We start from the raw sequence: 14,076 nt of genomic DNA, 5'->3' as shown, positions 1-14,076 counted from the left end.
TGGTGGCTTAGTTTGGCGTTATTTTGATATAGGGCGTTGTGGGTTGGGGGTTCGTTTTTTTGATAATTGGGTTGGTGATTGGATTTGGAGTTAGAGTTAAGCAGCTGCGGATACGGATCTTACGATTAGGGCAAGGGTGAACCAAGCGGCGAGTAGGATTAGGGCGATGGTGGATATGATTAGGATTCGTCGGGTTGTGGATTTGGATTTCATGGGAGATTCCTCTTTTCTTTGTTGGATGGTAATGGTGATTGGGTGGGTTGGCTTATGATTGGTTTGTTTAGTTTAGGATATCTTCTATATGAAATTAACATATATTTGTATTTGGATCAAATAAAGGGATAAAGGCTGCTTTTGGTGATGGCAGGCTTTATCCCTTTATTGGTTGTCATATTTGATGGTTTGTTTGGAGTGATGTTTATTTTATTTGTTTTATTTGTTTTGAATGATATGGTTTGTTCGGTGAAGGCTATATTCATTCAAAGAGCGCTAGTTCTAGATCAATTCAAAGATTAGAACTATGGAAGACAATTAAATGAGTTCAAAGGTGCGTTCGATGACTTCGTTGGAGTTGGTGCCGACGAATACTTTGAATTCGCCTTCTTCGGCGATCCATTGGAGCTTCGCGTTGCAGTATTGCAGGTCGGATTCAGAGATTTTGAATTCGACTTGTGTGCTTTGACCCGGAGCTAGTTGGATTTTGCGGAAGCCTTTGAGTTCTTTGACTGGGCGGACGGTGCTGCCGTACAGATCTTGGATGTACATTTGTACGGTTTCTTCGCCTGCTGCGTTACCTGTATTGGTTACAGTTGCGCGCACGGTGATGGATTCGCCGCGTTTGATGATATCCCGATCTAGTTTCAAGGCGGAATAGGTAAAGTTGGTATAGCTCAGACCGTAACCGAATGGATACAGTGGATCGTTAGGACCGTCTAAGTATTTGGAAATGTATTTCTCGTCTTTATTTTGGTCATTCAGCGGGCGTCCGGTATTGAAACGGTTGTAGTAAATTGGCGTTTGTCCGCCATGTTTCGGGAAGCTCATCGTGAGTTTACCGGATGGATTGTAATCGCCCAGCAGGACATCGGCGATGGCATGACCAGCTTGCGAGCCGAGGAACCATGTTTCGACGATGGCATCGACGTTTTGTTCATACCAGTCCAGCACGAGCGGGCGTCCGTTGGTCAATACGAGAATGACTGGTTTGCCCAGCTTAACGATTGCTTCCGCCAGCTTTTGCTGTGATGCGGGAATGGTAATATCCATACGCGATGCGGCTTCGCCAGACATTTCGCTATCTTCGCCCAGTGCAAGTACGACCACATCAGCTTGACGGGCAGTTTGCAGCGCTTGCTCGATGCCACCGGAGATAGCTTCGTTTACTGCGCTACCCTGTGCGTACAGCAGCTTGTCGTCGCTGATGCCTTTTGCTTGGAAACCTTCACGCAAGGTTACAGTTTGTTCACCGTAACGGGAGAATTGCCATGCGCCGAGCAAGTCTTTGCTATCTGCGAATGGACCGATCAGAGCGATCGTGCTGTCACCGTTCAGCACGCCTGTTTTGGACAGCGGTAGGATACGATCTTCATTTTTGAGCAGGACAATTGATTTACGTGCCAGCTCCAGACTTGCTTGCAGATGCTCTGGATGGAAATGGTATTCAGCTTCTTTGTCAGGACGAATATAACGGAACGGATCATCCATAATACCGATCACGTATTTGTATGTCAGAATACGGCGTACGGCAGCGTCCACTTGAGCAATGTCCACTTTACCTTCGGCAATCAGGTCCGGCAAATACTGTTCATACAGCTGTGTCACCATCTCAATATCCATCGTTGCATCCAGCGACATGCGCGCTGCCTCTTTGCGATCACGAGCGGCGCCGTGAATATAAATCTCATCCATCGCACCATAGTCAGAGATCAGCATACCGTCAAAGCCAAGCTCTTTGCGCAGCAGATCATTCAGAATGAATTTGTTACCAGCAATCGGTACGCCATTGTAAAAGTTAAATGCGTTCATGACCGAAGCGGAGCCTGCTTCCAGCCCGGCTTTGAACGGTGGCAAGTACACATTGCGCAGCGTCCATTCGGAAATATCGACTGTATTATAATCGCGACCGGATTCGGATGCGCCATAAGCAACAAAGTGTTTCAGGCAAGCAATCAACGTTTCTTCGCTAAACAGATCTTCACCTTGGAACCCTTCTACCTGAGCTTTGGCAATCAGGGAACCCAAATATGGATCTTCTCCTGCGCCTTCCATCACACGTCCCCAGCGTGCATCGCGCGTAATATCGACCATCGGTGCGTGGTTATACGTAATACCGGATGCAGTCGCTTCACGAGCGGCGATGACACAAGCATTTTTAATCTGCTCCAAATCCCAGCTACTTGCCCAGCCGAGCGGAATTGGGAAGATCGTCTGGTAGCCGTGGATCACGTCTGCATTGAATAACAGCGGAATGCGTAGACGGGATTGCTCGACTGACAGCTTTTGCAAATCAAATGTACGGCGGCTATTGAATGCGCCCAGAATGGAACCAACACGTCCCTCCCGCACCAAAATATCGGTTGGATCGGCTTCTACATCTCCACCAAAAGCAAATTCTGAATCGGCGCATTGGCTCATCTGACCGATCTTCTCTGCCAGTGTCATCTGCCCAAGCAGTTCCTCAACCGCTGCGGTGATATTTTCTTCACTACGCGGTGTTACACCTGTTTTATGATAAGGCGCTACAAGTGCCGCCAATTCCTGAGTCTCCGTATGTTGTACATTTGTCATTGAGATCATCCTCATTTCGTTGTAATAAGTGAACCTGCTGTATTCGGTATTGCAGTGTGATACAGCTTACAGTATTAATGTAGGCGTTTACGGATTTGATTTATGGTTATATTCCTGCTTTTTTGGTAAAATAACAGACAATATGTGCGAACTGAAAGTAGAAACGTCTCTTCCTCTTCGACAGAATTGCAGAAATTGTACATTCTGGATTTGGATTGCAAAAGATAAAGATTGCTATAACAACTCATTGGCTACATTCATAAATGTGTAGTTCTGGATACAATCTGAATACGTTAGATACCATATAGATCAGCATCTATTCGATAGAAATGGAGGGTAGCACCATGCAACCGTCATTTAGTAATACATTGCGCTTTTTGCTTAAACTCCTTCATACGGAATATCAGGTTACTCTCTATGTAGTGAATCAAAAGGGGCAACTGCTGGAGCAGCATCCAGCGCGTCCCTTTAATCCGATATACGAAAGCCAAGAACAGACGTTAGCGTTGCTAGCGACACGGGTATCGGAACATGATCGTTATCCGGCTGTGCGGGCGACCAATGTACTGGAGCATTATTTGATTATTCCGTTGAGGGACGCTGATACGGAGGAAGGAACGTTGATTGCCGGACCTTTTTTCCATGCGATTGTGCCGGATGAGCTGGTCAATGGGATTATTCGCGATTATCATCTGTCCTTTCGACAGCAGGATGTCATTCAGGACTTTTACCATCAGGTGCCGCTGATCTCGAAGGAGCGTATTTATAATGCAGCGGTAATGATTCATTATATGCTATATCAGGAGCAGCTCGATATCGCGGCGGTGATTCAGCATAATCTGCATATTCATATTCAGCCTGCAACCCAGCGAACGACACTTCCCTCCCCTTATGATGAGTATGAGCATTATCCGCAAACGACTTATCACCATAACCCGGAGATGGAGAAAATCTTTATGCAATACATTCGTGATGGGCGTAAAGAAGATCTGGTACGCTGGGAGCTGGGATTTCCAACAGAAAAGCTGGGCGTGCTATCCAAAAAAAGCCTGCTGCGCAGCGAGAAAAATCTGGCGATTTGCTCCATTACTCTTGCTACACGGGCAGCGATGGATGGCGGCGTAAATGCAGAGATTGGGTATACACTGAGTGATTTTTACATTCAGGGTGTTGAGGAATGTCAGAATCCAGCAGAGGTGCAGGATGTGCTGCGGAAGTGCCATACCGATTTTGTGGATCGTGTGCTGGAAAGTCAGCGGCAGCAGTATTCGGAAGAAGTGAATAAGTCGCGAAATTATATGTTCAATCATCTGTATGAGCCAGTGCAATTGGAACAACTGGCAGAAGCGGCGGGATTGAGCGGAGATTATTTGTCACGGCGTTTTAAGCAGGAAACAGGTGTATCGCCAGTGGAATTTCTACAGCGAGTTCGTGTGCAGGAGGCACAGCGCCTGATGATCAGTTCCCATTATGCGTTCGCGGAGATCGCAGCGATGTTACAGTTTCACGATCAGAGTTATTTTACGAAGATTTTTAAAAAGGTCGTTGGGATGACGCCGAAGCAATATAGTAGTCGGCGAAGCGGTGGTGAGCGGGTGGTGCTGGACAAGCATATGCAGCGATAGAATGCGACAAATGAAAGCCTGTCCATCGTTTTGAACGTGATATGTATGTCTACCTGTAGAACGTCCATCCATTATAAAAGAAACACCAGTGCAGAGAGTATCCTGCACCGGTGTTGATCATCTGAATTGCTAATGGATTGGCTTGATCTTCCAGATCTCTGCCGCGTATTGACTGATCGTGCGGTCGCTGGAGAATTTGCCGGAATGAGCAATGTTGTGGATCGACTTTTTGAGCCATTCTTTCTGGTTGCGATAGGCGGCTTCGATCTGTACATGCGATTCTGCGTAAGAATCGAAGTCCTTGAGCATAAAGTACTCGTCATTGCTATCCAGCAGTGAACGGTACAGCGATTCAAACTCATACGAGTTATACGCAAATGCTCCCGGTACGATCAGTTGATCGACCACTTCGCGGATACGTGGATCGCTATTATACACATCACGCGCCACATAACCACCGTGCTGGTAATAGTTCATCACTTCATCGGCACTCAGTCCGAAGATAAACATATTGGCATTGCCCAACATCTCGAACATCTCCACATTCGCTCCGTCCATCGTACCTACGGTCAGCGCACCGTTCATCATCAGCTTCATATTACCTGTACCGGAAGCTTCTTTGCTAGCGGTCGAGATTTGCTCGCTAATATCGGCTGCGGGAATAATCTTCTCGGCCAGCGATACCGAGTAATTCTCTAGGAAAAAGACGTTCAATTTATCCTTCACATCTGGATCGTTATTAACAACATTGGCGACCCGATTGATCAACTTGATCGTGCTTTTGGCCAGATAATAACCCGGAGCTGCTTTAGCTCCAAAGATAAACGTACGCGGCACGGTGCTCTGCGATGGCATCGACTTGATCTGGTTATACAAGTACATCACATGCAAAATATTAAGCAATTGACGCTTATACGCATGCAGACGCTTAATCTGCACATCAAAGATCGATTCCGTATTCACAACCGTTCCGTACTTCTGCTCAATGTATTGAGCCAGTCGCTGCTTGTTATGCTGCTTGATGCCCGCAACTTGCTGCTGGAAGGACGCATCTTCACTAAATTTGATCAAATTCGTCAATTCCTGCGGATGTGTAATCCAACGCTTGCCAATTGATTCGCTAATCAGATCGCTGAGCTGCGGATTGGCGTGCATAAGCCAGCGACGATGCGTAATGCCATTCGTCTTATTGTTGAAGCGCTGTGGATACAATTCGTAGAAATTACGCATCTCGCGCTCTTTCAAAATATCGGTATGCAGCGCAGCTACTCCATTGATGCTATAACTGCCCGCAATCGCTAGATGCGCCATTTTCACCTGATCATCGTAAACGATTGCCATATGTGCAACCCGATCTGGATCATCCGGGTACTTATCCATGAGCAAACGGCAGAAACGTGCATTGATCTCATCGATAATCATATACACACGTGGTGTCAGATCACGAATCATCTGAGCAGGCCACTTTTCCAATGCTTCGCTTAAAATCGTATGGTTCGTATACGACACCGTTCGTGTCGTAATGTCCCATGCCCGATCCCAGCTATAGCCCTTCTCATCCATCAGAATACGCATCAGCTCAGGGATTACGAGCGTTGGATGCGTATCATTAATATGAATGGCAATCTTGTCTGGCAGCTGATCGTAGCTTACATTCAGCTTGTCATACGTACGCAGAATGCTCTGCAATCCAGCCGAGCAGAGGAAGTATTGCTGCTTCAAGCGCAGCAAACGCCCTTCATAATGAGAATCGTCAGGGTACAGAAACTCGGAGATCGATTCTACCGAACGATTGTAGTTGAGATAGCTGTAATAATTGCTGGAACCGCCCAGATTGCGATTTGCCATCTCACGAACCGGTTCAGCGCTCCACAATCGTAACGTATTGATATGGTAATCATCCTTACCACCACGATAGCCGATAACTGGCACATCATATGGAATCGCCCATACCGCTTCATAGTCGCGCAGGGAGAAGCGCAATTGCCCCTCTTCTTCCCGCGTCTCTACTTGCCCACCGAATCGTACTTCGACTCGGCGATCAGCACGGCGAACTTCCCATTCAAATCCTTTTTGCAGCCAATCATCCGGCAGTTCCACCTGATTCTCGTCTACAATCTTCTGCTCGAACAAACCATACCGATAACGGATACCGCAGCCGTGTCCGGCATAACCAAGCGATGCCAGTGAATCGAGGAAACAGGCAGCCAAACGACCAAGACCACCGTTGCCGAGACCGGCATCCGCTTCCTGCTCCTCAATATCATCCAGCGAAATTCCCAACTCAGCTAGCCCATCCTGCACGATATGGAACATGCCCATATTGAGCAAGTTATTACCGAGCAAACGGCCAATTAGAAACTCAAGTGACAGATAATATACCTGCTTCTCCTGATCTTGGCGCAACTCCCGATTCGTTGCCGCCCATTCACGACCAGCAAATTCCCTCATCATCCGGCTTAGAATCGTATACACATCTTCGTGCGAGACTTCCTCCAGCGGCTTGCCCAATTTGGAAACAACATTATCCTGAAAAATCTGCTTAAATTCCTCTTTAGTGGTAAACAAGTGGCCATTCCTCCTGAAGTCAGTTTTGCGGCATCAAAGAAGAGTGCTCTTGGCAGTTACATATGGTCTTCTTACATCGCCGATCAGCGTGCGGTCGTGGGAAATCTGTACATCTTTATCGAGAATGACATTTTCCAGTACCGCTCCCGCTTCAATCGTACATTTCTGCAAGATGATGGAATTGACGACACGGGCGCCTTTTTCCACTTTTACACCGCGGAACAGGATGCTGTTCTCAACATCGCCGCCCAGTACGCAGCCATTGGCAACAAGTGAATTGCGAACGTTCGCGCCTTCCAAATACTTGGCTGGTGCTTCGTATTTGATCTTGGTCTGTACTGGCTTCTCATGGAACAACTGCTGATACGTATCCGGGCATAGCAGATCCATGCTGTTTTTATAATAGCTTTCCACCGAGTTAATAACGGCGTTATAGCCTTTATATTCATATCCAGCAATCTTCAGATTGTTCGGATTGTTCTGGATCACATCGCGGAAGAAATAGCTCTTACCATGCGCGATGCAGTAGTTCACTTGCTCCAGATACAGCTCCTTGCTCATAATAAACAGTTCGATGTAGATGTTATGATGGCTGCGATCTTGATGAATATCAGTGACAAAGCCATTCTCGTCCACTTCTATCCGACGACATGCTCCATGTTCAGGCAACAATTCATCGACTTTTTTGTAAACGACAGTTACATCGGCGCCCTTTTCCAGATGGTATGCATATACATCCTTGTAGTCGACTTTGTTCACATGCTGCGTGCCGGTATGCACAACCGTATCACCCAGACTACGGTAAAAGAAGTCCATATTGTTGTGAATATGTTGCAAATCACCAAGGGAAGTGTCGGTCGGGTCATGCCAATCCGGTGGCAAAATGAATAATCCGCCACGCTTACGATCCAGATCCCATGGACGACCTTCTCCCAGATGATCCATCAGCGAGCGATATTTCCGACGTACAAATAATGAAATGTCCTGTACATCCGCATACATCATGTTGGACAGAGCAAAGTCGATCAGTCGGTAGCGACCTGCAAACGGGACGGCCGCTCCGCAGCGGAAATACGTCAGTTCCTTCAGTTGATCCAGTTCATGATCAAGATTAATAACGCCTACAAATCCTTTCATTCCAGTCACCGTCCCTGTCTCTTATGATTGATTGCTTGTGATCAGTTCGATTTCACTATTCTCGGCTTGTTCGGTGCCGATCTGAGCGCCGTCCTCAATAATAATACCTTCATTGACAATCGAACGGTGAATACGTACATTTTTGCCAATTTTGGCGCCTGGCATAATGACGGAGTCGGTAATAACGCTGCCTTCGCCCACTTCCACATTGAAGAACAGCACAGAATGCTTCACTTCTCCATTGATGATGCAGCCTTCATTGATAATGCTATCTTGCACATTAGCAGAAGGTGCGATAAAGGCAGCCGGTTGATTCGGGCTACGGGTGAAAATGCGCCATTCTGGATCATTCAGATCCAGCTGCGGATTCTCGGACAGCATGTCCATATTCGCTTCCCACAGACTTTGAATCGTACCGACATCGCGCCAGTATCCATCAAACGGATACGCATACAATGTTTTATTATCGCCAAGCAATAAAGGAATCAGGTCTTTACCGAAGTCATAAGAAGAAGCAGGATTGTCTTCATCTTTGATCAGGTACGATTTGAGCACATCCCATTTGAACAGATAGACACCCATGGAAGCAAGTGTACTTTTCGGATGTTTCGGTTTTTCGTCGAATTCGTAAATTTTGAGATCGTCATGTGTGTTCAGCATGCCGAAGCGGCTCGCTTCTTCCAACGTCACATTGACTACGGAAATGGTGCAATCCGCATCTTTTTCTTTATGGTAATCGATCATTTTTTGATAATCCATTTTGTAAATATGGTCACCGGACAGAATCAGTACATGTTCCGGGTCAAAGCTTTCCACAAATTTCAGGTTGCGATAAATGGCGTCCGCGGTTCCCTGATACCAGCTGCTACCTTCCTGCCGTTCATGCGGTGGCAAAACAAACACACCACCATTTTTGCGATCCATATCCCAATCATTGCCTACACCTATGTATGCATGCAGGAGTGTCGGTTCATATTGCGTCAATACACCAACAGTATCAATGCCGGAATTGGCGCAATTACTCAGCGGAAAATCGATAATCCGATACGTGCCGCCGAAGAAAACGGCTGGCTTTGCCAGGGACTTGGTCAAATCTTTTAGCCTTTTGCCTTGACCTCCGGCAAGCAGCATAGCCACGACTTCTTTTTTACTCATGGAAAAGCCTCCTTCGTGTAAGTTGTCATATTCTTTAGCTGAAATACGATAACGCAGAGAGACCAAATGCAAAATCATGTTTTAACAAGTACTGGCCGCTAATGAAAATGTAAGGAGACTTTCCCGCTGGAATCAGCTCACCATATGCTGTTGTACGGGCTGTGTTATCAGGGCGCGCCACGGAAAGTCAGATATTTTGCTGAAATCGAATACCGGTAATACTCTGTGCCTGGCAAGCCTGTGCAAATTCGTCAGATGCCACAATCAGGCTAATATCTTCGTTGGAACGTACAAGTCCATGTCTTTTCAACGCGTCGGGTCGGAAGGCAACCGAGATAAAATGTGGCGGACTGCCGTGTATACCGGGCAATAGCGGCACATAAACCGATTCTTCCATATCCAGACAATTGATCACGGTCGTGATATTCGGTACATGAAAACCACGCAGTGGCTCTCCATTGACCATAACCTCTGCTTCAACCAGCTGCACATCGTTCGGCGCATACTGACGAATAATAGCTGTAAGACGCGGTCCGATCAGATCGGGTCCATCGGTCATAAACCAGTCAAACAGCAGCAACCGATCCAGATCAATATTTCCCTGCAAATGAAAGCGGGGAGGTTTCGCCCAATCGCGCTGCGGCGTGCCTTTTTTGAAACTGAGATGATCTGGAGATTCGTTGAAATTGTACTTGAACCAGTAACGGTCCGGGTAAATATCCGCCGGCAGCAGGACATAACACATACATACCTCATCCTTTCGCAACATGGAAATCATCATATGTATTGCTTGATCCAAACATGATGATTCTGTTTCATTACCTGCTGCTGTTTATTTCGACATGAAGATTCATTTCACCTTCTGCCAATAGGCAACAAGTTGAGCGTTTTGTGCAAATGAATGAGTAACGACATTTGTATCCAGCTAAGTCTATATACCCGAATCCACCCATAATGCCACTTTTTTACACCATAAGTTCATAAAGCCGCAGTGTATGCCTGGCAGAGCGGCTTTGTTACGATGATGTGACAGATGAAGATCCATTTCACTACTTTCTGTAGATAGCTGTGATGCAATTTCACTTCAAATAAGAAGCAGCCAGTTCGCATATATGCCGATTCTGCTTCATAATTTCCTGCCGCCGCGGCATCGGTTCCCAGCGACTCACATCATCTAGCCATGTACGTGGTAATTCGACAGGGCTTTGCGCTTGCCAGCGATTCACCCAGTGCTCTGGCAATAATAGCTGCGGATCATGATCAAGTGTTTGCAGTAACGGATGCTCGCTCATCTCTAGCCACAATAATGACCATGCTCGCGGCACAACACGCCAAATATCATATCCACCGCCGCCTAATGCTACCCATCGTCCTTGGCACCACTCATGAGCCGCCTGATGAATAAGCTGAGGCATCTCGCGATAAATGCGCATCGAGCAATGAATATGGGAGAGCGGGTCCAGCGCATGGGCATCGCAGCCATGCTGGCTCACGATAATGTCTGGCTGTGCACGCTGTAATACTTGATCCAGCAGTGTGCCAAAGCATTCCAGCCATGAATCATCCTCCGTATACGGCTCTACGGGTAGGTTGATCGTACAACCGAATCCTTCACCTGCGCCTCGCTCCTCCACTCGCCCAGTACCGGGAAACAGATATTTGCCAGTTTCATGAATGGAATACGTAAACACATGTGGATCGGTATAAAAGCTCATCTCTACGCCATCTCCATGATGCACATCGGTATCGATATACAACACTTTGGCATCATACTGATGGCGAATATGCTGAATCGCCAAAGAAGCATCATTGTAAATGCAAAAGCCTGCTCCCTTTTGTGGTAGTGCGTGATGCAGACCGCCGCCCAGGTGCAGAGCATGATTATACTGCCCACTCATGACCAATTCAGCAGCATGAACCGATCCGGCTCCGATTGCACTGGCACTCTTATGCATTCCTGGAAAAAAAGGCGTCTCATCATAATCGAGACCATATTGACCTGCAAGGCTAATATAGCGCTCTTCCGGGTCGTCCAGACTGAGCTGCTTCACGGTATCGACATACTGCGGAATATGAATGCTGCGTAGTAACTGTTCATCTAACGCATATGGCGGCTGAATCAGAGCGGAGTCATCCAGTGCGCCAACCTGTTGCAGCAATTCCATCGTCATCACCAAGCGACGCTGATCAAATGGATGATCGCGGCGAAATACATAATTCAGACTATCCGGGTGATACACATACGCTGCTTCTGGCATTGTCATGTCTCCTCTCCTACTAACGTAATGATGATTTGACCATTTAGATGGTGCGATTGTTGCGCTTGTGTTTGCTGTTCCTTTTGACGATTCATTGTCTGGCACTGATGCTGCTCGGATGCTTCAATACATAAACCTTTGTCGGAAACGAAGACGGTCAAACGCCTCCACCGACTCCTGCGGCACCTGTCGCCCCACACGCACCATCAGACAATTGGCAGGATGGGAGCAAATTTCCGGGTCGTCCGTAGCAAACCAGATCATATCTACATTTTTCATCAAGTTTTCCATCATTTTGCGATAGTCCCAGACGCTGAGACCTGTACTCTCCAGATCCCAATGCCAGTAATACTCTGTCGTAAACACAATGACGTTATCCAGCTGAGATTCACGAAAAGCGAGCTGGATCAATCGTTTGGCGAGTCCTAGCCCGCGATAATCGTTAGCGATCTCCACCGCGCCCAATTCGATCAAATCCTCCATGTTGCCTTCCGACCAGCGCTCGTATTCATCAGCATAGTGAAAGGTGACATAGCCAACGATCAGATCACCGTCTGTTGCCATAATGATGCGTCCTTCCGGCAATTCGGCAATTTCGACTAAAGCTTCTTGCTGTTCAATAGGACGGCGAAATGCATCCAATTGCGCATGCATCTGACATGCAGCAATCCGTTGTGATGGCACCGGTCCTTCCAATACAAGTCGAAGATGGTTATGCTCCAGTACCTCGGTTTGTTTGAGTTTGATATGTTCCATAACGGTATCCTTTCTAATCGTTATGATAACGCTTACGATAATGATGCTTGCTTTGATTATAGCTGATTTTACAATATTTGCATGCCTGCTGAATACTATGATGTCATTTCCAGCATGACAATAGTGAGTATGCTTCCAGATCAATATATACAAAATCATAAAATATAATAAAATCATAAAATATATGCAAAATCACAAAAAAGCCTTCTCCCGCCTTATACAGATCCAGAACTGTACAGGTTATTGGAGAAGGCTTTTCTTGTTTTATACACATATTCGCTGCTTGCATTCCTGCTTACCAATGCAACTGAATAGGCGAAGGATGATTTTTAATTTTCAGCTGCGGCTGTGCCGAATGAACGCTTCTCACTTGCAGGACGACGCACATTGATTCGTCCAACTACGTATTGTCCCAACTTGAAGCGATTAAACAGATTGATCGTTACGATACATAGCGCAATTCCAGTGAAGAACAACAGTGGGATTTCCAAATACCCAATCTGAATGCCAAACGTCTCGATTGCCAAGTCCATCATTTCCAGATAGAACCAGTGCACGAGGTAGATGCCAAATGAATATTGGCTGATCAGGTTGATCACTGGCGGAATCGTCGTTACCCGGCGGAATGCTAGGAACATTAGGAAAATAACGACCACGGTAAACAAAATCATATCCATGCGCTTGGAACCAAATCCAAAGCTGGAGAACGCATTATTGTAAATGATCAGACCGATAGACACCGGCAAGGCTGCCAATATCCACCATTTGTATTTTTCCAAAATAGCAAGGAATTGTTGATAATTTTTGCCGCAATAATAGGCTAGCGAAAAATAAAACAACCAACCGGTAAATGGCATCCAATATCCACGATCCCATATGTACGCAATATACTGATTGTCGCTGATCGGTGGTACCAGATTGAAAAAGGCAAGGTAGCCTACATTGATTACGAGCGATACCGCCAATACCGTGATCGGACGAAAACGGTCAATATACCGCGCATACAGTTGATGCAAAATATAAAATTGAAAAATGACAAGCACAAACCAGCCGTGATATGCACCTAACATATTATACACAATAAGCTTCGGAATCGACCAGTCATTCATAATGCCCGATGTAATCGCGTAAAAGACTGCCATGCAGGCAAATGGAATAAACAGAAACTGAATCCGTTTTTTGTAGAATCCTTTCGGTAAGTCCTTCGGATAGGAATATGCCAGAATCAATGCCGAAATAAATACAAACGTCGATGTACCAAACGACAGCAAGCCTGCTAATGTCCACATCCCGAATTGAACCGGTCCCTCTGTACTTTCTCCTGTTGAAAATTTGATCGAATGCAGCAACACTACACTCATGCAGGCAATGGCGCGTACGATCGACACTTCGCTGATCGTCCGTTTAGGTGTTGCCTTGATTGATTGATTGCTCATTACGTTATACATCCTCCTTTATCCAATTCGTAATATTGTTTCAAAGTTCGCGTTTCGCATACCTCCCTTGTATGTAGGATCGCCAGAATAGCAGTCATTCTTTCTCATTATGGTGCGTATCACCAGATTTTGGCATTCTCTTTTACCATTTTGTTGTACGGTACACTAGTATACAGATTTGACTGCCTTCTGAAAAGTTCTCGTTTTGAATAACTGTTGTTAATTTTTGTATATTGTACACTATGTTTAAAATAAGATGTGGAAAAATGTGTTAATTTTATGATTAATATTCATGAATCCGTTTGCATTTTCAGCTTTTTTTCGTAAATTGAGACGATTCTTGCATGATTTGGG

9 protein-coding genes are annotated in these 14,076 nt (G+C 46.1%); 1 reads left to right on the top strand and 8 read right to left on the bottom strand.

Translation table 11 applies throughout. The features are described from left to right. Nucleotides 1-531 precede the first annotated feature (531 nt). On the bottom strand, nt 532-2,787 hold the full coding sequence (gene bglX / locus ACDE64_RS10345; RefSeq protein ID WP_411349935.1) for a beta-glucosidase BglX: 2,256 nt from the start codon (nt 2,785-2,787) through the stop codon (nt 532-534). 344 nt (nt 2,788-3,131) lie between these two features. On the opposite strand from bglX, the gene ACDE64_RS10340 reads away from it, so the two are divergent. After that, nucleotides 3,132-4,412 (top strand): helix-turn-helix domain-containing protein, encoded by a 1,281-nt coding sequence (locus ACDE64_RS10340; protein ID WP_411349934.1) that lies wholly within the window; start codon nt 3,132-3,134, stop codon nt 4,410-4,412. A gap of 129 nt (nt 4,413-4,541) precedes the next feature. On the opposite strand, the gene ACDE64_RS10335 is transcribed toward ACDE64_RS10340, so the two are convergent. The 7 genes from ACDE64_RS10335 to ACDE64_RS10305 all read right to left on the bottom strand — a co-directional run bounded on the left by ACDE64_RS10335 (nt 4,542) and on the right by ACDE64_RS10305 (nt 13,722). Continuing rightward, nucleotides 4,542-6,980 carry a glycogen/starch/alpha-glucan phosphorylase gene (locus ACDE64_RS10335; protein ID WP_411349933.1) on the bottom strand — a complete coding sequence of 813 codons (2,439 nt, stop codon included), beginning with the start codon at nt 6,978-6,980 and terminating at the stop codon, nt 4,542-4,544. Between the two features lie 33 nt (nt 6,981-7,013). After that, nucleotides 7,014-8,117, bottom strand: coding sequence for a glucose-1-phosphate adenylyltransferase subunit GlgD (glgD, locus tag ACDE64_RS10330; protein WP_411346755.1), 1,104 nt, complete (start codon nt 8,115-8,117; stop codon nt 7,014-7,016). A gap of 21 nt (nt 8,118-8,138) precedes the next feature. Then, nucleotides 8,139-9,272 carry a glucose-1-phosphate adenylyltransferase gene (locus tag ACDE64_RS10325; protein ID WP_411346376.1) on the bottom strand — a complete coding sequence of 378 codons (1,134 nt, stop codon included), beginning with the start codon at nt 9,270-9,272 and terminating at the stop codon, nt 8,139-8,141. 187 nt (nt 9,273-9,459) lie between these two features. Continuing rightward, nucleotides 9,460-10,017, bottom strand: a complete 558-nt coding sequence (locus ACDE64_RS10320; protein WP_411346375.1) for an imm11 family protein — start codon at nt 10,015-10,017, stop codon at nt 9,460-9,462. A gap of 334 nt (nt 10,018-10,351) precedes the next feature. Then, nucleotides 10,352-11,530 carry an acetoin utilization protein AcuC gene (locus ACDE64_RS10315; protein WP_411350264.1) on the bottom strand — a complete coding sequence of 393 codons (1,179 nt, stop codon included), beginning with the start codon at nt 11,528-11,530 and terminating at the stop codon, nt 10,352-10,354. Nucleotides 11,531-11,653: 123 nt separating this feature from the next. Continuing rightward, a complete protein-coding gene (locus ACDE64_RS10310) occupies nt 11,654-12,286 on the bottom strand; it encodes a GNAT family N-acetyltransferase (protein WP_411349932.1) in 633 nt (210 codons plus the stop codon). A gap of 329 nt (nt 12,287-12,615) precedes the next feature. Then, entirely contained in the window at nt 12,616-13,722 is a 1,107-nt protein-coding gene (locus tag ACDE64_RS10305; protein ID WP_411346373.1) for an acyltransferase family protein, read from the bottom strand. Nucleotides 13,723-14,076 lie beyond the last annotated feature (354 nt).

Source organism: Paenibacillus sp. WLX2291, assembly GCF_046603665.1.
Lineage (GTDB): Bacteria > Bacillota > Bacilli > Paenibacillales > Paenibacillaceae > Saccharibacillus.
This window is presented reverse-complemented; position numbering and strand designations above follow the sequence as displayed.

What these genes read in the sequence shown, in the direction of transcription:
- ACDE64_RS10340 (WP_411349934.1), top strand. Translation starts at nt 3,132, where the DNA reads ATGCAACCGTCATTTAGTAATACATTGCGCTTTTTGCTTAAACTCCTT.
- ACDE64_RS10325 (WP_411346376.1), bottom strand. Translation starts at nt 9,272, where the DNA reads ATGAGTAAAAAAGAAGTCGTGGCTATGCTGCTTGCCGGAGGTCAAGGC.
- ACDE64_RS10320 (WP_411346375.1), bottom strand. Translation starts at nt 10,017, where the DNA reads ATGTGTTATGTCCTGCTGCCGGCGGATATTTACCCGGACCGTTACTGG.
- ACDE64_RS10305 (WP_411346373.1), bottom strand. Translation starts at nt 13,722, where the DNA reads ATGAGCAATCAATCAATCAAGGCAACACCTAAACGGACGATCAGCGAA.
- bglX (WP_411349935.1), bottom strand. Translation starts at nt 2,787, where the DNA reads ATGACAAATGTACAACATACGGAGACTCAGGAATTGGCGGCACTTGTA.
- ACDE64_RS10310 (WP_411349932.1), bottom strand. Translation starts at nt 12,286, where the DNA reads ATGGAACATATCAAACTCAAACAAACCGAGGTACTGGAGCATAACCAT.
- glgD (WP_411346755.1), bottom strand. Translation starts at nt 8,117, where the DNA reads ATGAAAGGATTTGTAGGCGTTATTAATCTTGATCATGAACTGGATCAA.
- ACDE64_RS10315 (WP_411350264.1), bottom strand. Translation starts at nt 11,530, where the DNA reads ATGCCAGAAGCAGCGTATGTGTATCACCCGGATAGTCTGAATTATGTA.